The organism is Streptomyces sp. CA-210063, assembly GCF_024612015.1.
Classification (GTDB): domain Bacteria; phylum Actinomycetota; class Actinomycetes; order Streptomycetales; family Streptomycetaceae; genus Streptomyces.
Map to the genome: position 1 here is coordinate 968,322 of NZ_CP102512.1, position 19,559 is coordinate 987,880.

A 19,559-nucleotide genomic window follows, 5' to 3' on the forward strand; every position below is an offset into this window, starting at 1 on the left:
CCGCAGGCTGGGCCGCCCGATGCGGGCGTGGACCAGTCGCCGTACACCGTGTCCTGCGGCCTGCGGCCTGCTCGGCGACGGTCAGGAACCTCGGCGAGTTCATCGCGCCCACGCCGAGCAGGGTCAGCCGCAGCCATCGGGTCATGGTTCGGTCTCGGCCGTGAGGGTGCCGTCGGTCTCCAGGGTGATGCGCACGCCGTGGCTGATGCGGTCGAGGGTGGTGCGGAGCCAGGTGCGGTCCGCGGCGGGCGCGGGCTCCAGCCGCATGCGGCGGGCGCGCAGGGGGACCATGCGCAGGCCGGTGAGCCGTCCCGTGCTCGCCGCCACCGTGACGAGGTAGGCGATCCGGAGGTCGTCGCGGTACTCCTCGTAGCCGGGGATGCCCTCGTAGTCGTCGATGAAGTCGCCGCAGCCGTGGAGGATCAGCCGCTCCCGGTACACCTCCACGGAGCGGGGGTGGTGCGAGGAGTGTCCGTGGACGATGTCGACACCGCCGTCCACCAGGGTGTGCGCGAAGCGGATCTGGTCGCGCGGGACGAGGTATCCCCAGTTGGAGCCCCAGTGCACGGACACCACCACGATGTCGCTCGTACGCCTGACGGCCCGCACTCGCCGAACCATCGCGTCGGCGGCGGAGGCCGACAGTCCGGGGACGTACGCGACGCCGGAGCGGTCCTCGGCCGCCGCCCAGCTGGACGGGATGCCGCTGGAGCGCGAACCGAGGGTGAAGACGAGGACACGGCCGGCGGGGTTGAGGGAGATCGCCGTGGGCGCGTACGCCTCGTCCGCGTTCCGGCCCGCGCCGGCGGTCCGCAGCTCCGCACGGGCCAGCGAGCCGAGTGTCTCGTCCAGGCCCTCGCGGCCGAAGTCCAGCACGTGGTTGTTGGCCAGCACGCAGACGTCCGGCCGGGCCACCGTGAGAGCGGGCAGGTTGTCGGGGTGCATGCGGTAGTGGACCGCCTTGCCCGGCGCGAACGCGTCACGGCGCGTCACGGCGGTCTCCAGATTCACGATCCGGACGTCCGGGGCAGCCTCCTCCAGCACGTGCAGCGCCTCGCCCCACGGCCAGGACGGATCGACCGGAGCCGGAATCGGGCCGCCGACCGCCTCCGCCATCCGTACGTAGGACCGGGCGTCCAGGACGTAGTCCTCCCGCAACACCGGATCACCGGGGTTCGGGAGAACCTGATCGACGCCGCGCCCGAGCATCACGTCCCCGCACAGGAACAGCGTCACCACGCCGTCGCCCATACCTTCACCCTAGGCACCCGCGGGCGGCGTGCCGACAAGGGCTCGGGGCAGGCGGCACGGAGGAAAGGGGGAGGGAGCCCGAGGAAGGGGTACGCGGATCTCTCAGCGGATCTGGCGGAGCTGGCAGAGCTGGCGGATCTGTAAGGGAGGCCGCGATGGAACTGATCGAGGAGCGCCCCTACCGCTACCGCATCGCCCCCAGGGGAGCCATGCGGGTGCCCGGCCTGGTGTTCGCCTCCCGGGACCTGCTCGCCGACGCCGAGCAGTCGCTGAAGCAGGTCGTCAACGTGGCCACACTGCCGGGCATCGTCGGCGCCTCGTACGCCATGCCGGACATCCACTGGGGCTACGGCTTCCCCATCGGCGGCGTGGCCGCGACCGACCTCGACGACGGTGGAGTGGTCTCGCCCGGCGGGGTCGGCTTCGACATCTCCTGCGGGGTGCGGCTGCTGGCCGCCCACGCCGACCGGCGGACCCTGGAGCCCGCACTACCCGCGATCATGGACGCCCTGGACCGCTCGATCCCGCGCGGCGCGGGCCCCGGCGGCGTATGGCGGATGACCGGCCCCGGACAACTGGAGCGGATCCTGCGCGGCGGCTCCCGGTACGCCGTTCAGGAGGGGTACGGCGAACAGCGCGACCTGACCCGCTGCGAGGACGGCGGGGCGGTCGCCGACGCCGACGTGACGCAGGTCAGCGCGCGGGCGCGGGAGCGCGGCCTCGGGCAGGTCGGCAGCCTGGGATCCGCCAACCACTTCCTGGAGGTCCAGCAGGTCGCCGAGGTGTACGACGAGCGGGTCGCCGCCGCCTTCGGGCTCTCCGTCGGCCAGGTGTGCGTGATGATCCACTGCGGTTCGCGCGGCCTGGGGCACCAGATCTGCACCGATCACGTCCGGACGATGGACCACGCCATGAGCCGGTACGGCATCACCGTGCCCGACCGGCAGCTGGCCTGCACCCCCGTCGACTCCCCGGAGGGGCGGGACTATCTGGGCGCGATGGCCGCCGCCGCCAACTACGGCCGCGCCAACCGCCAGTTGCTCTCCCACGCCGCCCGCCGGATCTTCGAGAAAGCCTCGGGCGTGAGCCTCTCACTGGTGTACGACGTGTCCCACAACCTCGCCAAGATCGAGACCCACACCGTGGCCGGAGCGCGGCGACGCCTGTGTGTGCACCGTAAGGGCGCCACCCGCGCCTTCCCGCCCGGCCACCCCGAACTGCCCGATGACCTACGGGAGTTCGGGCAGCCGGTGCTGATCCCGGGAACGATGGGCACGGCCTCGTACGTCCTGGCCGGGGTGCCCGGCGGCGACGCCTTCTTCTCCACCTGCCATGGCGCCGGCCGCGTGATGAGCCGACACCGGGCCGCACGCACGGTCACCGGCGAGAAGCTGCGGGCCCGGCTGGAGGCGGACGGCATCGCGGTGCGCCCGAAGTCGTTGCGGGGCCTGGCCGAGGAGACCCCGGAGGCGTACAAGGACGTCGGTGAGGTGGTCGCCGCGAGCGAGGCGGCGGGGTTGTGCCGCACGGTGGCCCGGCTGGTTCCACTGGGCGTGGTCAAGGGCTGAGGCGACCCGCTTCCCCACGTGAGTGGGGTCGAGGGCCGAGGCGACCCGCTTCCCCACGTGAGTGGGGTCGAGGGCCGAGGCCACCCGTTTCCCCCACGTGAGCGGGGTCGAGGGCCGAGGCCACCCGTTTCCCCCACGTGAGCGGGGTCGAGGGCCGAGGCCACCCGTTTCCCCCACGTGAGCGGGGTCGAGGGCCGAGGCGACCGCTTCTCACACGTCGACGGTCACCGCGCACGACCAGCCGTACGCGTCCGGCCCGATGTGCAGCTCGTGCCAGGAGATGCCCTTCGGCGTCGCGCCGATGATCTCCACGTCCGCCAGCGCGGCGACGGCCAGCCGCACCTCGAGGCCGCTGTCGTCCGCGTCCACCTCGACGTCGACGGGCACCTGTCCGTACACCTCCAGCCGGTAGACCACCTCGTCCAGCAGCGCGGCCAGCAGATCGTCGCCGCCGGCCTCGGCGAACCGCACCCGCTCCACGGCGGTGGGCCGGACCGTGGAGGCGTCCGCGAAGCAGCCCACCATGCCCATGACGGCCTCCGCCAGGCAGCACTCCAGGCTCGCCCCCCACGCCTCGATGCGCACGTCGGCCGTGTGCGGCACCAGCCGGTGTCCGCCCTCGCCCTGCCGTCGCGCCGCCCTGTCATCACCTGATTCGCCGACCATGCCCCTTCACCTGCCCGCTCGGCGGCCCGGTACCGCATGCGCAGATCCATTCGGTCGACCGCCCATTGGGCGCACCCGAGATGTCGAGAAGGAGCGGACCGGACCTGCGGAGATGCCGAACGAGTCTTCAACATGATGGTGGACAGCCATACTTGACCATGCGGGGGGCCATCCCGTGATGGATCGATACGGGAGAGGCAGCAATCCGGTGAGCAGCGACAGCCAGGGCGTGAGAAAGGCCGAGATACGGCTCAAGTGGGACCCGAGTCCCTGGGATCAGCCACCTCATCATCTCGACATCATCGCCGCGACCTACTCGGCGGACGCCCCCTACGGGCGGCCGGTGTACATCGTCCACTACGACAGCCGCTCCCCCGACGGCACCATCAACATGAGCCGGCACAGCCAGACCGGTCAGGGCTTCGGCTACGTCGAGGTGATGACCCTGGAACTCGATCGCCTCGCGTCCTCCTTCGCACGGGTGGTCGTGGGCGTGGCGATCCACCAGACCAGCGGCCCCAAGACCTTCGGTGACCTGTCGAACGCCGGAGTGCTGGTCCTCGAGGGGTACAGAGAACTGCTCAAGGACGACTTCGCACAGGTGGCCGAATCCACCGCCGCCACCGTGGCGGAGTTCACCCGGGACACCTCCGCAGGCTGGGAGTTCCACCAGATGGTCCGAGGGTTCGACAGCGACCCGGCGATCTTCACCGCGGAGATGGGCAGCACCCCACAGCCCTGACCACCTTGGAAGCCGGTGACGATCCACGCGGAAAAGGGCCCTCACAGGCTCTCGCCTGCGAAGACCCTTCGCACCGTCGGGACGACAGGATTTGAACCTGCGACCCCTTGACCCCCAGTCAAGTGCGCTACCAAGCTGCGCCACGTCCCGGTGCGCTGTCCGCGGTGAACCGCGTGATCACGCACTGAGAACTTTACCGTACGTCGGCCACTGCCCCGCGGCCGGTGAGGGGCGAGGGACAATCGGGGCATGAGCGGGACATCGGATGGCTGGACGGCACAGGGGCGGGACCGGGACGAGGAGGGGCGGGCGCGGAGTGCGCGGCCGCGGGACGGGCTGGGGCGGCCGTTGCCGTACGGGGCGCGGGGTGTGGAGCGGCAGCCGGAGGGGGTCGTGCGGGACCCCGCGGAGACGGTCGTCGAGGCGCAGGCGCTGTTGGACGCGGGGAAGCCGTTCCACGCGCACGAGGTCTTCGAGGACGCCTGGAAGTCCGGGCCCGAGGAGGAGCGTGCCCTGTGGCGGGGCCTGGCCCAGCTCGCGGTGGGACTCACGCACTCGGCACGCGGGAACGTCAAGGGCGGGGCCCGGTTGCTGCGGCGCGGCGCCGGGGCCGTCGAGCAATGGGGGGCCGGCAGTGGCCGTCGGCGTCCCCACGGCGTCGATCTGGCCGGAGTGGGGGCCTGGGCGCGGGAGCTGGCCGACGTCGTGGAGCGGGAGGGGCGTGCGGTGGACGCGGGGGCGTGGGCGCCGCGGCTGCGTGGGGGCGAGGACGGGGGCGAGGGGTTCGCGCGGCCGCCCGCCCGCTGAGGGAGCGCCTGTCCCACGGGCCGCCCACGCGGGCACCGCAGTTGAGCGCGCCGGGTCGTCAGCGGAGCAGGAGTTGCAGGCCGCCCACGATCGTCGCCGCGATCACCAGCTGCTCGAACACCTTCTGGTTGATGCGGTTCACGGCCCACTTGCCGAGGAAGGCGCCCGGCACGACGAACAGGGCGAGTGCGGCGTCCAGCAGCAGGGAGTGGGCGTCGATGAGGCCGAGGCCCACGCTGAAGGGGACCTTGGAGACGTTGACGATGAGGAAGAAGAAGGCCGACGTACCGAGGAAACCGAGCTTCCGGAAGCCCGCCGAGAGCAGGTACATGGACATCACGGGGCCGCCGGCGTTGGCGACCATGGTGGTGAAGCCGCCGAGGACGCCGTACGAGCGGGCCTTGACGCGGCCGGCGCGGGTCGTGATCGCGTCGGGTTCGTCGTCCTTGTCGACCGTGCGGCGGCGCCAGACGGTGACGGCCGTCATCAGCAGCAGGATCGCGCCGATCGAGGTTCGTACGATCTGGTCGTCGGCCCAGATCAGGAACAGGGTGCCGAAGACGACGCCGGCGCCGACCGCCGGGAAGAGCTTCCACAGGGTGGGCCAGTGGGCGTGCCTGCGGTAGGTGAGCACGGCGAGGACGTCCCCGACGATGAGGATCGGCAGAAGGACGCCGGTCGAGGCGCGGGCGGGCAGGACCGCCGCGAAGATCGCGAGGCTGACCGTGTTGGCACCGCTCACGGCGGTCTTCGAGAAGCCGACGAGCAGGGCGGCGAAGGCGAGGGCCGCGAACTCGGCCGTGGACAGGTGCCAGAGAGTCATCGTGTTCATGCGGGGTCCGATGCTATGCGCACCTATCGGCCCGCGTCAGGACCGTCTCGCCAGTTGACCCCGCCGTCGGCCGGTTCGGGTTTCGCCCCGGCCATCCCATGGACCATCGTCCGGTGGGCTGGCAAGATCCCCCGGGTACCTTCGCCGACGTAGTGGGAGGAGACATGGCCGACTCGCGCGAGCACGGCTTCGCCGGCACACGCGGCGGTGTCACCGCACGGGAATGGCCGTGTGAGAGGGCGCGGTACATCGTGCTCCTGGTGCACGGCTACGGGGAACACATCGGCCGGTACGAGCACGTGGCCGATGCCCTGGTGGATCACGGGGCGGCGGTGTTCGGTCCCGACCACATGGGGCACGGCAGGTCGGCGGGCGAGCGGGTGCTGATCGAGGACTTCGAGGACGTGGTCACCGATGTGCACACGGTGGAGGAGCTGGCCCGGACCGCGTACCCGCGTCTGCCGGTGGTGCTGATCGGCCACTCCATGGGCGGTCTGATCGCCGCGCGGTACGCCCAGCGGTACGGCTCCGGGCTCGCCGCGGTCGTGCTGTCCGGGCCGGTGATCGGTATCTGGCAGCCGCTGAGGAAGCTGCTCGCACCGCCGGAGGTGCCCGACGTCCCGCTCGACCCGAAGCTGCTCTCGCGGGACATGACGGTCGGGGCCACGTACGCGAACGATCCGCTGGTGTGGCACGGCCCGTTCAAGCGGCCGACGCTGGAGGCCTTCGACCGCGCCCTGGAGACGATCTCGAAGAGCGGGGCCATCGGTTCGCTCCCGTTGCTGTGGCTGCACGGCGACGACGACCGGATCGTGCCGCTGCCCGGCAGCCGTACGGGGATCGAGGAGTTCCGCGGTACCGAGTGGACCGAGCGCGTCTATCCGGGCGCCCGGCACGAGGTGTTCAACGAGACGAACAAGGGCGAAGTGCTGGCGGATGTCAGGGAGTTCGTGGGCGGCGTACTCGCGCGCTGAGGCTCACGGCTGACGGAGGGGTCCGTTCCGCGGGCTCCGGGATGCGGCGTTTTCCCCCATCCGTCCTGGGCACCCGGCCCCGCATGGAGTGGTTGCGGAGAGCGGCCTGCGTGGGAGAGGACCCCGAACTGTTCTTCCCCGTGGGCACCACAGGACCGGCGCTCGACGACGTCGCCGCCGCCAAGCGCGTCTGCGCCCGCTGCCCGGTGCGCCGCCAGTGCCTGAACTGGGCGCTCGGCAACGGGCAGACGGCCGGCGTGTGGGGCGGCATGGACGAGGAGGAGCGCACCGAACTGCTCCGCAGGGCCGGGAGCGCCGATGCCGCCCGGCACGAAGCGTTCGCCGGTACGAAGCGATGAGGAGTAACGCGTCATGACGATGGTGAGGAGCACACTGCCCGAGCCCGCCCGCCGGATCGCGGGCGACGCTCTGCAGGAGAGCCTGGTGGATCTGCTGGGGCTCTCGCTGATCGGGAAGCAGGCCCACTGGAACATCGTGGGCCCCAGGTTCCGTTCGATCCACCTCCAGCTCGACGAGGTGGTGTCCACGGCACGGGCGTTCGCCGACCAGGTCGCCGAACGCGCCGCGGCGCTCGGGGTCGCCCCGGACGGCCGGCCCGAGACCGTGGCGGCGCGGTTCGACCTCCAGGGGCCGAAGGACGGCTGGCTGCGGGACACCGAGGTCGTACGGATGCTGGTGGAGGCGCTGGAGACGGCGATCGGGCGGCTGCGCGAACGTATCGACGCCACCGAGGGCGCCGACAAGGTCACGCAGGACCTGCTCATCTCCCTCACCTACGAGCTGGAGAAGCAGCGCTGGATGTTCGACGCGGAGAACTGGCCGCGCGAGGACTGACGCACCGTCCGAGCGGCCGCACGAAGACCCCGTCCGGGAAGAGGCACCCCCATGACCGACACCCTTGAACTCGACGCGCTCTGGGAGGAGTTCCACCGCGTGGTGAACATGACCTCGCAGGAGCTGGCGGCCTGGTTGAAGACTCGGTACGCCGGTGAGGAGACGGAGCCGCTGCCGGAGCATCCAGGCTCGCCGACCGGGCAGCACGTCCTGGCGATCCTGCAGAAACGACGCACGGACCTCACGGACGACGACGTGCGGATCATGTACAAGGTCGTGGACACGGTCACCGCGCGGCGGGACCCGGAGAACGAGCCGGAGGCCGACAGCACGCACCGCCGCCACCAGTTGATGACGCTGGGCCACGACCCGCTGAAACCGTCGTAGGAAAAGTCTTCACGGGGTCCGGCCTTGGTGCGTCACGCGTTCCGCTTCCTGGCCTCCGCGGCCGCGACCAGCCGGTCCCGGGACTCCTCCACCAGGCGGCGGGCCCGGCCGGTGTCGGCGAGGAGTCGGCCGTCGCGCTTGCGGACCACACCGTCGACGATGACCGTGTCCACGTTGGAGACGTCCGCGCTCAGCGTCACGGCGGCGGCCGCGTCGTACACGGGCGCCATGTTGAGGGCGGTGGCGTCGAGGGCGACGATGTCGGCCCGCTTGCCGGGGGTGAGGGAGCCGGTACGGTCCTCCACTCCGGCCACATGGGCTCCGTTGAGGGTGGCGATCCCCAGCATCTGACGTGCCGTCAACATCGTGTCCGGCACGGGAAGGTTGGCCTGCCAGCAGTCGGCGTTGACCCGGGCTCGTTCGGCAGCGAAGGCCGCCCGGATCTGGGTGAACATGTCGCCGGGCACGGTGGTGACGACGTCGATGCTCAGGGACGGCCGCAGTCCGTGTTCGATCGCCTGCATCACGGGCGGCCAGCCGTGCCCCATCTGGGTCTCCACCTGGGCGGCGATGGACACCGTGCCGCCGCTGTCGGCCACCATCCGCCACTCCTCCTCGCTGAGGTGACAGCAGTGGACGTAGGTCGTGTCGGAGCCGAGCAGGCCCAGCTCGTGCAGCTGCTTGACCATGCCGAAGCGTCCGGCCAGGCGGCCCATGGCGACGTGCACGGTGAGGGGGATGCCCAGCTCGCGGGCGAGGCCCCATTCCCGGGTGACGACGTCGTTGGCGCAGAAGCCGGGGCCGCGGGTGGCCAGGGCCATGGTGAGAAGGCCGTCGTCGGAGGCGAAGTGCTCGGCGCGGACGCGGCGTACGTCGTCGCCGGGTACCGCGATCTTGCTGTCGAACCAGTAGTCGGCGAGTGAGGTGTTGGCGCTGCCGTACGCGTACTGGGCGCGGATGCCGGTCTCCGTCAGCGCCCGGATCGCGGCGTCCGGGTGCTCGGGCGTGTTGTTGATGTGCGACCAGTCGACGAGGGTGGTGATGCCCGCGTTGAGGCACTCCAGGGTGCCGGCCAGGTTGCCGGCGTACACGTCCTCGGGGGTGTAGACGGGCGCGAAGGTGTCGAGGACGTCGACGAAGTAGTCGTCGAGGGTGGCGTCGGGGGCGCAGCCTCGGATCGACGCCTCCCAGGTGTGGCGATGGGTGTCGACGAAGCCGGGGATGACGATACGGCCGGTCATGTCGAGCACCTCGGCGTCGACGTCGGCGCCGATCTCGGGCTCGACGGCGGCGATCTTCCCGTCCTCGACGAGGATGTCTCCCCGGGCCAGGTCACCGATGGCCGGATCCATCGAGACGACATGGCCCGAGCGCAGGAGCATCCGATGGGTCATCGCCGTTCCTCCCAGAGGTCTTCCGCGTGAATGCTGACGGACAGTCAGTATGCGGGGAGGTCGGGGACCGTCGCCATGACGCGGCCGACGGTGGGGACGACCGACCGGCAGCCTCGACGGGGCGCGCTTTTCGGGTGGCCGTACGTCACGCGGGGTCGGCGCGCCGCTGTCCGCGTCAGTCCAGCACCTGGGACGTCCGTCCGCCTGCCGCGAGGGACCGCTCCGGGACGTGGGAGGCCCAGTCCACGATCCGCATGGCCGCGCCGGCCGCCTCCAGGCCCTGGCACCGCGCGTGGTGGCGGCGGGCGATGCCGTCGAGGTCGAGGTGGGGGCCGAAGGCGGGGTGGGCGGTCAGGCGGCGGGCGTACGCCCACAGGTGCGGGTGGTCGGCGACACGGTGCACGGCGGAGGCGTCCAGGTGCCGGCGGTGCACGGTGTCGAGCCGTACCAGGGTGACCCACAACTCGGCGTCGGCCGCGGTGAGTTCGCCGCCGAGGACGTACTCCTGCACGGCGAGCCGGGCGTCCAGTGAGCGCAGGGTGCGCAGCAGGGAGCCGAGCGCGTCGCGGCGTTCCGCGTCGTCGGCGTCGGCGCCTCCGGCACGTTGCGCGGGGCCGTCGACACCCTGCTCGCAGAGGCGGGCGACGCCCTCGATCTCGGCCTCGGCGCCCTCGGGGTACAGCTCGGGGCGGCCGCCGCCGAAGCGCCGGGCGAGGTCGCGCATGATGTCGGGGGCGTGGGTGCTGACGATGCGTCCGGACCAGTCGTCGCTGAGGACCGGCGCCACGGCCGCTCCGGTGTAGCGGTGCGCGCTCGCCTCGTACAGCGGGCGCAGCGCGGCGTGCTCGTCGCCGGGTCCGTCGGGCACGGCGGGCAGGAGGGTCACGGGACAGACGTCCGCCAGCCCGAGGAGGCTGTGTATCACGGCGATGCGCAGGTCGCCCGGACACGACAGAGAAAGATGGAGGCGGTAGCGGCGCGGCACGGCGTAGTGGCCGCTGCGCGCGTCGCAGCCGATCCTGCCACGGAAGGCGGGCAGGGGCCGCGGCGACGGGACGGCGTTCAGGGCGTGGACGGGCATGACGGACATGTGTCTCCCCGGGGGTTCTGGTGCGCGGCACAGCGGTTGCGGGAGTGAACGGAGGTACGGGCGCGGCGGCGCGCCACGTCGGCGGCTCAGCCCAGAGGGCCGGCGACTCTCACGGGGTGTGTCGCGCTGCAGACGCGCAGCAGATCGATGTGACGGCGGGAGGTCAGCAGAAGGGACTGCCGGCGTGCGCAAGGCACACGAGTGACCACCGGCTCCAGGCGCCCCATCATTCCCTACCCATTCACTAGGAATACCCCACCTGGAGTGTCGAGCCGCCCACGCCCCGCGTCAAGAAGGTGTCCGAGGAATGAGGAGGGGTGTCCGAGGGGTGGACACTCCCAGAGCCTGGGCGGCCGGTCGCCGAGCATCAGCAGGGCCCTAGTCCGGCGGTGGCGCCTTCGGGGTGCCGCGGCGGGCGTGGACGGCGTGGCGGTCGAGCTCGTAGGCGACCCGGATGAGCGGGACGTGCGTGAACGCCTGGGGGAAGTTGCCGAGGTGGCGGCGGGCGCGGGGGTCGTACTCCTCGGCGAGCAGCCCGACGTCGTTGCGCAGTGCCAGCAGCCGTTCGTAGAGGGCGCGGGCCTCGTCCTCGCGGCCGGTCAGTCGCAGGGCGTCCGCGAGCCAGAAGGAGCAGGCGAGGAAGGCACCCTCGCCGCCGGTGAGGCCGTCCGGGGAGTCGGCGGTGCCGGCCGAGTAGCGGGCCACGAGCCCGTCTCCGACGAGTTCGCGCCGCACGGCCTCGATGGTGCCGATCACGCGCGGGTCGTCCGGCGGCAGGAACCCGGTCTGCGGGATCTGCAGCAGCGCGGCGTCGAGTTCACGGGAGCCGTACGACTGGGTGAAGGTGCCCCGTGCCGGGTCGAAGGCCTTCTCGCAGACCTCGCGGTGGATGCGCTCGCGGACCGCGCGCCACTTCTCCACGGGGCCGGGGCGGGCGTGTTCCTCGGCCAGCCGGACCGCCCGGTCGAAGGCGACCCAGCACATCACCTTGGAGTGCGTGTAGTGGCGTGGGGCGCCGCGCATCTCCCACAGGCCCTGGTCGGGCTCGGACCACACCTGCTCCAGGTGGTCGAGGAGGACCGCCTGGAGTTCGATCAGGTGCCGGCGCGGGCGCAGTCCGCAGCCGATCGCCAGATGGATGGCGTCCATCACCTCGCCGGGTACGTCGAGCTGTCGCTGTCCGGCGGCCGCGTTGCCGATGCGCACCGGGCGCGAACCCTCGTAGCCCGGCAGCCAGTCGGCCTCCCATTCGGTGAGCCGGCGCTCCCCCGCGATGCCGTACATGATCTGCACGTCCTCGGGCCGTCCGGCCACCGCCCGCTCCAGCCAGCCCCGCCAGGCGTCCGCCTCGGCGGTGAAGCCGCTGCGCAGCAACGCCTCCAGGGTCATACCGGCGTCCCGCAGCCAGCAGAAGCGATAGTCCCAGTTCCGGATCCCGCCGATCTCCTCCGGGAGGGACGTGGTCGGGGCGGCGACGATGCCGCCGGTCGGCTCGTAGGTGAGGGCCTTGAGGGTGATCAGGGAGCGGGCGACGGCGTCGCGGTACGGCCCGTCGTACGACAGTCTCCGCAGCCAGCGCCGCCAGTACGCCTCCGTGGTGCGCAGCGCCTCGAACGCGTCCGCCGCTTCCGGTGCGGGCAGGTGGGAGGGGTGCCAGGTGAGCACGAACGGGACGCGTTCGCCGGCCGTGACCCGGAAGACGGCGGTGTGGGCGGTGCCGTGTGCGGTCGGCCGGACGGGGGTGCGCAGCCACACCGACTCGGGTCCGGCGATGCCCGTCAGGTGCCCGTCGCGCCGTCGCATCCAGGGCAGGACCCGGCCGTAGTCGAAGCGGAGTCGCAGTTCCATGCGCATGTCGACGGTGCCGGAGAGGCCCTCGACGATGCGTACGACGCAGGGGGCGCCGGTCTTCCGGCACGGCATGAAGTCGGTGACCAGGACCTGGCCGTCGACCGTCTCCCACTCGGTCTCCAGGATCAGCGTGTCGTCCCGGTAGCGGCGGCGGGCGTACGGGCCGCTCTCGTCCGCCGGGGCGATGCGCCAGCGGCCGTTGTCCTCGTCGCCGAGGAGTGCGGCGAAGCAGGCGGGTGAGTCGAAGCGGGGGAGGCAGAGCCAGTCGACGCTGCCGTCCCTGCCGACGAGGGCGGCAGTGAGGAGGTCGCCGATGAGGGCGTAGTCCTCGATGCGGCTGGGCTGTCCCGGCATGGGGTCAGTTTCGGGGGGTTCGGGGGTGGGGGCATGTGGGGCGGGGCGTTCGAGTTGTCGGGCGGTGGGTGGGGATCGAGGGCGGTGGGCGCTTCGGCAGGTGGTCGCGTGCGGGCCGGTTCGTGGCTGGTCGCGCGGTTCCCCGCGCCGCTGGAGGGGCGCTCCTGTGGGCCTTTGTCATCGAGGGACCCGACCCACCTCGTACGGCGGGATCGGCCGAGGATCGTTCGACAGGTGCGGCACGGGAGGACTGCCCGGGGGCCACCCCGGTACTCGGCCGGGAGGGTGACCGGGCGGTTCGGGGAGCGGCGGAGTTCGCGGTTCTTCATCTTCCTGACGGTCGCGGGCCACGAAACGGTAAGGACCGCTCTCTCACACGGTCCGAAGCTGCTGAGGGCGCACGGTCATCCACCGGTGAACGCCCACGGAAAGGACCGCTCTTGAAAGCCTCGGAGATTTCCCCCACCGAGCGGATCCGCATCCTCGCGGACATCCTCTCCGGCAGGCTCACGGCCGGGGACGCCGCGCTCCGCAACGGCGTCCCGGTGCGGGTCGTCCAGCAGTGGCTGCGGGACATCCCGGTGGCCGCGCCGACGGACCGGCCGGCGCGGGCGGCCGGCGACACGGCACCTTCGCGAGCGGCCCGCCGACCCTTGCCACGGTGCCGGGTGGTCGTCGACGAGATGGTCCAGGGGCTAGGGCTCTGACCTGCCGGGCTGAAGCCCTCGTCTCATGTGATGACGATCGCCGGGCTCCCTGCCGTGAGACTGCGGCCGAGGAGAACCGGTGGTCAGGCCGGCGCCGCGACCCGGAAGCCGATGTTTCCGGCCGAGCTGTCGGGGGTGTTGGAGGAGCGGGCGGCCACGCGGTAGCGGTTGCAGTAGGAGGCGTGGCACAGGTGGGAGCCGCCGCGCATCACGCGGGAGGGGCCGTCCGGCGGGCCCGAGGGGTCCGTGCGCGGGCCGGTGACGTGGAAGTCGGGGCTGAACCGGTCGGCGCACCACTCCCACACATTGCCGACGGTGTTGTACAGGCCGAACCCGTTGGGTTCGAAGGCGTCGACCGGTGCCGTCGAACGATGCCCGTCGGCGGCGGTGTTGTCGGTCGGGAAGGTGCCGCGCCAGATGTTGCAGGTGGGGCGGCCGTCGGGGGCGAGGTCGTCGCCCCACGGGTACCGCTTCCGCTCCAGGCCGCCGCGGGCCGCGTACTCCCACTCGGCCTCGGTGGGCAGCCGGGTGCCCGACCAGGCGCAGTAGGCCTGCGCGTCGTTCCAGGAGACGTGCACCACCGGATGGTCGGGGATCGCGTCGACGCAGGAGCCGGAGCCCTCAGGCTGCCGCCAGGTGGCGCCCCGGACGCCGCGCCACCAGGGGGTGCCGGGGACACGCGGGGAAGCGGCGCGCAGTTCGGCCGGGAGGAACCCCTCGAAGACGAAGGAGAAGTCGAAGTGCTCCGACTCGGTCACGTATCCGGTCGCGTCCACGAAGGTCGCGAACTGTTCGTTGGTGACGGTCGTCGCGGCGATACGGAACGGACTCAACGCGACCTCACGGACCGGGCCCTCACCGTCCGCCGCGTAACCGACCTCGTCCTCGGTGCCCATGAGGAAACGCCCGCCTGGCAGTTCGAGCAGGGTCCGGGCGGTCGGTGCGTCGACGGCCGCGTCCGGCACCGGATCCGTCGGCACGACCGGTGGCACGGCCACCGGCTCCCGGCCCGGGGCGCAGCAGGGCCTGTCGTGTGACATCGCGCGGTCCTTCGGTGAGGTGGGGCAGGAGTGAGAGGCGGCGAACTCCAGTCTATTCACCCGCGCGGCGCCATGTGACATAGTACTGCCGTGACCGAGCGACTGACCTGCGACGTCGTGGTTGTCGGAGCGGGAATGGTGGGCGCGGCCTGCGCCCTGTACGCGGCCCGGGCGGGTCTGGGCGTCGCCGTGGTGGACCGTGGTCCGGTGGCCGGCGGCACGACCGGTGCCGGTGAGGGCAATGTCCTGGTCTCCGACAAGGAACCGGGCCCCGAGCTCGAACTCGCCCTGCTGTCCAACCGCTTGTGGGCGGACCTGGCCGCGGAACCCGGCCTGGGCACGGCGTTCGAGTACGAGCGCAAGGGCGGGGTCGTCGTCGCCTCCGCACCGGAAGGACTCGCCGCGCTGGAGCGGTTCGCGGCCGGACAGCGCGCCGCCGGGGTCGAGGCCGTGAGCGTCGCCGCGCATCGACTCGCGGATTTCGAGCCGCACTTGGCGCCCGGCCTGGCCGGCGGTGTGCACTACCCGCAGGACGCCCAGGTGATGCCCACCCTGGCCGCCGCCCATCTCGTACGGGCCTCCGGCGCCCGTCTGCTCACCGGCCGGACCGTGACCGAGGTGCTGCGCACGCCGGACGGCGCCGTACGCGGCGTACGGACCGACCGGGGCGACATCCACGCGCCTGCCGTCGTGAACGCCGCCGGCACCTGGGGCGGCGACCTGGCCGCACTCGCCGGCATCGCCCTCCCCGTCCTCCCCCGGCGCGGCTTCGTCCTCGTCACCGAACCACTGCCACCCCTGGTGCGGCACAAGGTGTACGCCGCCGACTACGTGGCCGACGTGGCCAGCGACTCGGCGGCGCTCCAGACCTCGCCCGTCGTCGAGGGCACGGCCGCCGGGCCGGTGCTGATCGGCGCGAGCCGGGAACGGGTCAGCTTCGACCGGTCGTTCTCCCTGCCCGTCGTACGGGCGCTCGCGGCGGGCGCGACCCGGCTGTTCCCCTTCCTGGAGCGGGTGCGCGCGATGCGGACGTACGTCGGTTTCCGGCCGTACCTGCCCGACCATCTGCCGGCGATCGGCCCGGATCCCCGGGTCCCGGGGCTGTTCCACGCCTGCGGTCACGAGGGCGCCGGCATCGGACTCTCCACCGGCACCGGGCAGTTGATCGCCCAGGTGCTCAGCGGCAGGACACCCGATCTGGATCTGACGCCGTTCCGCCCGGACCGGTTCGAGGAGCACGAGGGGGACGCGGCATGAACCCGCTGGAACTCGCGGAGGCGGAACCGGGGCCCGCCTTCACCGTCACCCTGGACGGCGGTGAGATCGACGCGCTGCCCGGTCAGACGGTCGCCGCCGCGCTCTGGGCCGCCGGGGTGACGTCCTGGCGCACCACCCGGGGCGAGGGGCGTCCCCGCGGGATCTTCTGCGGCATCGGCGTCTGCTTCGACTGTCTGGTGACGGTCAACGACCGCCCGAATCAACGGGCTTGTCTGGTTCAGCTCCGCCCGGGGGACGCGATCCGTACGCAGGAGGGAACGGGTCATGAGGACTGACCGACCCCACCTCGCTGTCGTGGGCGCGGGCCCGGCCGGGCTCGCCGCGGCGCTGGCGGCGGCCGAACAGGGCGTACGGGTCACGGTGGTCGACTCCGCGGAGGTGCCCGGCGGCCAGTTCTACCGGCAGCCCTCGGCCGGACTCGGCGCGCGTCGCCCGCAGGCCCTCCACCACCAGTGGCGGACCTGGGTGCGGCTGCGCGACGGCCTCGAACGGCAGGTGGCCGCCGGGCGCGTCACCCACCTCCCGGACCACCATGTGTGGTGTGTGGAGCGGCGGGCCGAGGGCGCCCGACCCTTCACGGTGCACGCGCTGCTGGGCCCCGGGCAGGAGGACCCGGTCGAGGTGCGCGCGGACGCCGTCCTGCTCGCGACCGGCGGCTACGAGAAGGTCCTCCCCTTCCCCGGCTGGACCCTGCCGGGCGTGGTCACCGCCGGGGGCGCGCAGGCCATGCTGAAGGGCGGGCTCGTGGTGTCCGGCCGTAGGGCGGTGGTCGCCGGGACGGGTCCGCTGCTGCTGCCGGTCGCGACCGGGCTCGCGGCGGCGGGTGTGACGGTGGCCGCGCTGGTGGAGGCAGCGGACCCGAAGGCCCTGGTGCGGCGGGCCGGGGCGCTGGTGGGCCGGGCGGACAAGCTCGCCGAAGGGGCCGGGTACGCGGTGGAGTTGCTGCGCCGCCGGGTGCGGACCCTGCTGCGCCACACCGTCGTCGAGGCGCACGGCACCGACCGGTTGGAGGCCGTGACCGTCGCCGCGGTCGATGCCGAGGGGCGGGTCCGGCCCGGCACCGGGCGGCGCGTCCCCTGCGACACCCTCGCCGTCGGGCACGGCATGCTCCCGCACACCGACCTCGCCGGCGCCCTCGGCTGCCGTATCGACGCCGGGACGGGCGTATGGGTCGACGACGAGCAGCGCACCGATGTGCCGGGCGTCTGGGCGGCGGGCGAGACCACCGGGATCGGCGGCGCGGCGCTCTCCCTCGCCGAGGGGCACATCGCGGGACGGTCGGCCGCGGCCCGGCTCCAGGGCCGGGAACCGGATGCGGGCGCGTGGGCGGCGGCCGACAGGTCCCGGGGAAAACTCCGGGAGTTCATCGCCGTGCTCGACACCGTGTACGTACCGCCGGCGCACTGGACCGAGCAGGTCGGCGACGACACGGTCGTCTGCCGGTGCGAGGAGGTCACCGCCGGGGCGGTCCGCAGGTCCGTCGGGGAGTTGGGCGCCGGGGACGTCCGGACGGTGAAGCTGCTCACCCGCGCCGGGATGGGCTGGTGCCAGGGCCGGATGTGCGGGCCGGCGGTCGCGGGGCTCGCCGGGTGCGCGGAGACCGTGGCCCGGCGGCCGTTCGCGCGCCCGGTGCCGCTGGGCGTGCTGGCCCGGGCCGGGTCGGTCGAGGACCCGGCGGATCCCGAAGACGCCGGGAAGCCCGAGGGACCCGTGGAGCCCGAAGACCCAGCGGATCCCGAGGGCCCGAAAGGCGCGCCTCCAGGGTGATCCCACCCCCACACTCCAGCGAGCCGCCCGAAAACCGCCAGTAATATGTCACACCCCATGGAGAGGGAACCGCACATGACCCACATGACCACCACCGACAACCGCCCCTGGCGCGGCGTCCTCGTCGCCACCGCGCTCCCCCTCCGCGACGATCTCTCCGTCGACTACGAGAAGTACGCCGAACACTGCGCCTGGCTGGTCGAGAACGGCTGTGACGGTGTCGTACCGAACGGCTCGCTCGGCGAGTACCAGGTGCTGACGCCCGAGGAGCGCGCCAAGGTCGTCGAGACGGCCGTCGCCGCGATCGGTGGCGCGCGCGTGATGCCCGGGGTCGCGGCGTACGGATCCGCCGAGTCCCGTCGCTGGGCCGAGCAGGCGCGGGACGCGGGCTGTGCGTCGGTGATGCTGCTGCCGCCGAACGCGTACCGCGCCGACGAGCGGTCCGTGCTCGCGCACTACGCGGAGGTCGCGAAGGCGGGCCTCCCGGTCGTGGCGTACAACAACCCGATCGACACCAAGGTCGACCTCGTCCCCGAACTGCTCGCCAAGCTGCACGGCGAGGGGTACATCCGGGCCGTCAAGGAGTTCTCCGGCGATGTCCGCAGGGCGTATCAGCTCGCCGAACTCGCCCCGGAACTGGACCTGTTGATCGGCGCGGACGACGTGCTGCTGGAGCTGGCGCTGGCGGGCGCCAAGGGCTGGGTGGCCGGCTATCCGAACGCGCTGCCCGCCGCGACGGTGGAGCTGTACCACGCGGCGGTGGACGGCGACCTCGCGACCGCCAAGGCGCTCTACGAGCAGCTGCACCCGCTGCTGCGCTGGGACTCCAAGGTCGAGTTCGTGCAGGCCATCAAGGTGTCGATGGACATCGTGGGCCGGCACGGGGGACGCTGCCGTCCGCCGCGGGTGGAACTGTTGCCGGAGCAGGAGGCCGTGATCCGTGCGGCCACCGAGAAGGCCGTCGCCGCGGGACTCGCCTAGGGAGGTCGGTACATGCGCAGCACACTCGTCCTGCACGCCGTCGACTCGCACACCGAGGGCATGCCCACCCGGGTGATCACCGGCGGAATCGGCACGATCCCCGGCGCGACCATGAACGAACGCCGGCTGTGGTTCCGTGAACACCGCGACGACGTCAAGCAGTTGCTGATGAACGAGCCGCGCGGCCACGCGGCGATGAGCGGCGCGATCCTGCAGCCGCCCACCCGCCCCGACTGCGACTACGGCGTCGTCTACATCGAGGTCTCCGGCTATCTGCCCATGTGCGGCCACGGCACGATCGGGGTCGCGACCGTGCTCGTCGAGACCGGCATGGTCGAGGTCGTCGAGCCGGTCACCACCATCCGCCTCGACACCCCGGCGGGCCTTGTCGTGGCCGAGGTCGCGGTGGAGGACGGCGCGGCGAAGGCGGTCACGTTGCGGAACGTGCCGTCCTTCTCCGTCGGCCTCGACCGCAAGGCCACGCTCGCCGACGGGCGGACGGTGACCTACGACCTCGCGTACGGCGGCAACTTCTACGCCATCCTGCCGCTGGAGGAGTTCGGGCTGCCCTTCGACCGCGACCGCAAGGACGACATCCTCAAGGCCGGCCTCGCGCTGATGGAGGCCGTCAACGCCGAGGAGGAGCCCGTGCACCCGGAGGACCCGTCGATCCACGGCGTCCACCACGTCCACCTGTACGCCCCCGGCGCCACCGCCCGGCATTCCCGGCACGCGATGGCCATCCACCCCGGCTGGTTCGACCGCTCGCCCTGCGGTACGGGCACCAGCGCGCGTATGGCGCAACTGCACGCGCGGGGTGAACTGCCGTTGCACACCGAGTTCGTGAACGAGTCCTTCATCGGCACCCGCTTCACGGGGCGGCTGCTCGGCGAGACCGAGGTGGCCGGTGTCCCGGCCGTGCTGCCCAGTTTCACCGGCCGCGCCTGGATCACCGGCACGGCCCAGTATCTACTCGACCCGTCCGACCCGTTCCCGTCCGGATTCGTCCTCTAGG

The 19,559-nt window shown here is 72.3% G+C and carries 20 protein-coding genes and 1 tRNA gene; 13 read left to right on the plus strand and 8 right to left on the minus strand.

Annotated features, from left to right (window positions below; all coding sequences use genetic code 11):
* Positions 1-141: 141 nt before the first annotated feature.
* Positions 142-1,251, minus strand: coding sequence for a CapA family protein (locus JIX56_RS04225; protein ID WP_257537408.1), 1,110 nt, complete (start codon positions 1,249-1,251; stop codon positions 142-144).
* A 155-nt stretch (positions 1,252-1,406) separates the two neighbouring features.
* On the opposite strand from JIX56_RS04225, the gene JIX56_RS04230 reads away from it, so the two are divergent.
* A complete protein-coding gene (locus JIX56_RS04230) occupies positions 1,407-2,819 on the plus strand; it encodes an RtcB family protein (RefSeq protein WP_257537409.1) in 1,413 nt (470 codons plus the stop codon).
* 210 nt (positions 2,820-3,029) lie between these two features.
* Here JIX56_RS04230 and JIX56_RS04235 read toward each other — a convergent pair whose 3' ends face one another.
* Positions 3,030-3,485, minus strand: coding sequence for an archease (locus JIX56_RS04235; RefSeq protein WP_257537410.1), 456 nt, complete (start codon positions 3,483-3,485; stop codon positions 3,030-3,032).
* A 208-nt stretch (positions 3,486-3,693) separates the two neighbouring features.
* On the opposite strand from JIX56_RS04235, the gene JIX56_RS04240 reads away from it, so the two are divergent.
* Entirely contained in the window at positions 3,694-4,227 is a 534-nt protein-coding gene (locus tag JIX56_RS04240) for a TerD family protein (RefSeq protein ID WP_257537411.1), read from the plus strand.
* 76 nt (positions 4,228-4,303) lie between these two features.
* On the opposite strand, the gene JIX56_RS04245 is transcribed toward JIX56_RS04240, so the two are convergent.
* Positions 4,304-4,377 (minus strand) — tRNA-Pro (locus JIX56_RS04245).
* 99 nt (positions 4,378-4,476) lie between these two features.
* Here JIX56_RS04245 and JIX56_RS04250 point away from each other — a divergent pair.
* Positions 4,477-5,034 carry a DUF309 domain-containing protein gene (locus JIX56_RS04250; protein WP_257537412.1) on the plus strand — a complete coding sequence of 186 codons (558 nt, stop codon included), beginning with the start codon at positions 4,477-4,479 and terminating at the stop codon, positions 5,032-5,034.
* 58 nt (positions 5,035-5,092) lie between these two features.
* On the opposite strand, the gene JIX56_RS04255 is transcribed toward JIX56_RS04250, so the two are convergent.
* Positions 5,093-5,866, minus strand: coding sequence for a sulfite exporter TauE/SafE family protein (locus tag JIX56_RS04255; protein WP_257537413.1), 774 nt, complete (start codon positions 5,864-5,866; stop codon positions 5,093-5,095).
* A 164-nt stretch (positions 5,867-6,030) separates the two neighbouring features.
* Here JIX56_RS04255 and JIX56_RS04260 point away from each other — a divergent pair, with 164 nt between their 5' ends.
* The 4 genes from JIX56_RS04260 to JIX56_RS04275 all read left to right on the plus strand — a co-directional run bounded on the left by JIX56_RS04260 (position 6,031) and on the right by JIX56_RS04275 (position 8,082).
* On the plus strand, positions 6,031-6,840 hold the full coding sequence (locus JIX56_RS04260; protein WP_257537414.1) for an alpha/beta hydrolase: 810 nt from the start codon (positions 6,031-6,033) through the stop codon (positions 6,838-6,840).
* A gap of 83 nt (positions 6,841-6,923) precedes the next feature.
* Entirely contained in the window at positions 6,924-7,199 is a 276-nt protein-coding gene (locus tag JIX56_RS04265; protein ID WP_257537416.1) for a WhiB family transcriptional regulator, read from the plus strand.
* A gap of 13 nt (positions 7,200-7,212) precedes the next feature.
* Complete coding sequence (locus JIX56_RS04270; protein ID WP_257537417.1) at positions 7,213-7,695, plus strand: Dps family protein; 483 nt, start codon at positions 7,213-7,215, stop codon at positions 7,693-7,695.
* A gap of 51 nt (positions 7,696-7,746) precedes the next feature.
* Complete coding sequence (locus JIX56_RS04275; protein ID WP_257537418.1) at positions 7,747-8,082, plus strand: DUF3140 domain-containing protein; 336 nt, start codon at positions 7,747-7,749, stop codon at positions 8,080-8,082.
* 32 nt (positions 8,083-8,114) lie between these two features.
* On the opposite strand, the gene JIX56_RS04280 is transcribed toward JIX56_RS04275, so the two are convergent.
* The 3 genes from JIX56_RS04280 to JIX56_RS04290 all read right to left on the minus strand — a co-directional run bounded on the left by JIX56_RS04280 (position 8,115) and on the right by JIX56_RS04290 (position 12,771).
* Entirely contained in the window at positions 8,115-9,476 is a 1,362-nt protein-coding gene (locus JIX56_RS04280) for an amidohydrolase family protein (RefSeq protein ID WP_257537419.1), read from the minus strand.
* Positions 9,477-9,651: 175 nt separating this feature from the next.
* On the minus strand, positions 9,652-10,566 hold the full coding sequence (locus tag JIX56_RS04285) for a glutathione S-transferase C-terminal domain-containing protein (protein ID WP_257537420.1): 915 nt from the start codon (positions 10,564-10,566) through the stop codon (positions 9,652-9,654).
* A gap of 378 nt (positions 10,567-10,944) precedes the next feature.
* Positions 10,945-12,771, minus strand: coding sequence for a glycoside hydrolase family 15 protein (locus JIX56_RS04290; RefSeq protein WP_257537421.1), 1,827 nt, complete (start codon positions 12,769-12,771; stop codon positions 10,945-10,947).
* A 440-nt stretch (positions 12,772-13,211) separates the two neighbouring features.
* On the opposite strand from JIX56_RS04290, the gene JIX56_RS04295 reads away from it, so the two are divergent.
* Positions 13,212-13,478 (plus strand): hypothetical protein, encoded by a 267-nt coding sequence (locus JIX56_RS04295; protein ID WP_257537422.1) that lies wholly within the window; start codon positions 13,212-13,214, stop codon positions 13,476-13,478.
* Positions 13,479-13,561: 83 nt separating this feature from the next.
* Here the strand turns inward: JIX56_RS04295 and JIX56_RS04300 are convergent, their stop codons facing one another.
* Positions 13,562-14,518, minus strand: a complete 957-nt coding sequence (locus JIX56_RS04300) for a formylglycine-generating enzyme family protein (protein ID WP_257537423.1) — start codon at positions 14,516-14,518, stop codon at positions 13,562-13,564.
* 90 nt (positions 14,519-14,608) lie between these two features.
* On the opposite strand from JIX56_RS04300, the gene JIX56_RS04305 reads away from it, so the two are divergent.
* The 5 genes from JIX56_RS04305 (at position 14,609) to JIX56_RS04325 (ending at position 19,558) form a co-directional block, all read left to right on the plus strand.
* Positions 14,609-15,775: an NAD(P)/FAD-dependent oxidoreductase gene (locus JIX56_RS04305; RefSeq protein ID WP_257537424.1), complete on the plus strand. Its 1,167-nt coding sequence runs from the start codon at positions 14,609-14,611 to the stop codon at positions 15,773-15,775.
* Positions 15,772-16,071: a (2Fe-2S)-binding protein gene (locus JIX56_RS04310; RefSeq protein ID WP_257537425.1), complete on the plus strand. Its 300-nt coding sequence runs from the start codon at positions 15,772-15,774 to the stop codon at positions 16,069-16,071. Before JIX56_RS04305 ends, JIX56_RS04310 begins: the two co-directional genes overlap by 4 nt.
* Entirely contained in the window at positions 16,061-17,563 is a 1,503-nt protein-coding gene (locus JIX56_RS04315; protein ID WP_257537426.1) for an FAD/NAD(P)-dependent oxidoreductase, read from the plus strand. The genes JIX56_RS04310 and JIX56_RS04315 overlap by 11 nt, the downstream gene beginning before the upstream one ends.
* An 84-nt stretch (positions 17,564-17,647) precedes the next feature.
* Positions 17,648-18,544 carry a dihydrodipicolinate synthase family protein gene (locus tag JIX56_RS04320; protein WP_257550721.1) on the plus strand — a complete coding sequence of 299 codons (897 nt, stop codon included), beginning with the start codon at positions 17,648-17,650 and terminating at the stop codon, positions 18,542-18,544.
* Positions 18,545-18,556: 12 nt separating this feature from the next.
* Positions 18,557-19,558 carry a proline racemase family protein gene (locus tag JIX56_RS04325; protein ID WP_257537427.1) on the plus strand — a complete coding sequence of 334 codons (1,002 nt, stop codon included), beginning with the start codon at positions 18,557-18,559 and terminating at the stop codon, positions 19,556-19,558.
* Position 19,559 lies beyond the last annotated feature (1 nt).

What these genes read in the sequence shown, in the direction of transcription:
- JIX56_RS04285 (WP_257537420.1), bottom strand. Translation starts at nt 10,566, where the DNA reads ATGTCCGTCATGCCCGTCCACGCCCTGAACGCCGTCCCGTCGCCGCGG.
- JIX56_RS04320 (WP_257550721.1), top strand. Translation starts at nt 17,648, where the DNA reads ATGACCACCACCGACAACCGCCCCTGGCGCGGCGTCCTCGTCGCCACC.
- JIX56_RS04300 (WP_257537423.1), bottom strand. Translation starts at nt 14,518, where the DNA reads ATGTCACACGACAGGCCCTGCTGCGCCCCGGGCCGGGAGCCGGTGGCC.
- JIX56_RS04255 (WP_257537413.1), bottom strand. Translation starts at nt 5,866, where the DNA reads ATGAACACGATGACTCTCTGGCACCTGTCCACGGCCGAGTTCGCGGCC.
- JIX56_RS04280 (WP_257537419.1), bottom strand. Translation starts at nt 9,476, where the DNA reads ATGACCCATCGGATGCTCCTGCGCTCGGGCCATGTCGTCTCGATGGAT.
- JIX56_RS04270 (WP_257537417.1), top strand. Translation starts at nt 7,213, where the DNA reads ATGACGATGGTGAGGAGCACACTGCCCGAGCCCGCCCGCCGGATCGCG.
- JIX56_RS04265 (WP_257537416.1), top strand. Translation starts at nt 6,924, where the DNA reads ATGGAGTGGTTGCGGAGAGCGGCCTGCGTGGGAGAGGACCCCGAACTG.
- JIX56_RS04310 (WP_257537425.1), top strand. Translation starts at nt 15,772, where the DNA reads ATGAACCCGCTGGAACTCGCGGAGGCGGAACCGGGGCCCGCCTTCACC.
- JIX56_RS04275 (WP_257537418.1), top strand. Translation starts at nt 7,747, where the DNA reads ATGACCGACACCCTTGAACTCGACGCGCTCTGGGAGGAGTTCCACCGC.
- JIX56_RS04315 (WP_257537426.1), top strand. Translation starts at nt 16,061, where the DNA reads ATGAGGACTGACCGACCCCACCTCGCTGTCGTGGGCGCGGGCCCGGCC.
- JIX56_RS04260 (WP_257537414.1), top strand. Translation starts at nt 6,031, where the DNA reads ATGGCCGACTCGCGCGAGCACGGCTTCGCCGGCACACGCGGCGGTGTC.
- JIX56_RS04290 (WP_257537421.1), bottom strand. Translation starts at nt 12,771, where the DNA reads ATGCCGGGACAGCCCAGCCGCATCGAGGACTACGCCCTCATCGGCGAC.
- JIX56_RS04325 (WP_257537427.1), top strand. Translation starts at nt 18,557, where the DNA reads ATGCGCAGCACACTCGTCCTGCACGCCGTCGACTCGCACACCGAGGGC.
- JIX56_RS04235 (WP_257537410.1), bottom strand. Translation starts at nt 3,485, where the DNA reads ATGGTCGGCGAATCAGGTGATGACAGGGCGGCGCGACGGCAGGGCGAG.
- JIX56_RS04230 (WP_257537409.1), top strand. Translation starts at nt 1,407, where the DNA reads ATGGAACTGATCGAGGAGCGCCCCTACCGCTACCGCATCGCCCCCAGG.
- JIX56_RS04250 (WP_257537412.1), top strand. Translation starts at nt 4,477, where the DNA reads ATGAGCGGGACATCGGATGGCTGGACGGCACAGGGGCGGGACCGGGAC.
- JIX56_RS04225 (WP_257537408.1), bottom strand. Translation starts at nt 1,251, where the DNA reads ATGGGCGACGGCGTGGTGACGCTGTTCCTGTGCGGGGACGTGATGCTC.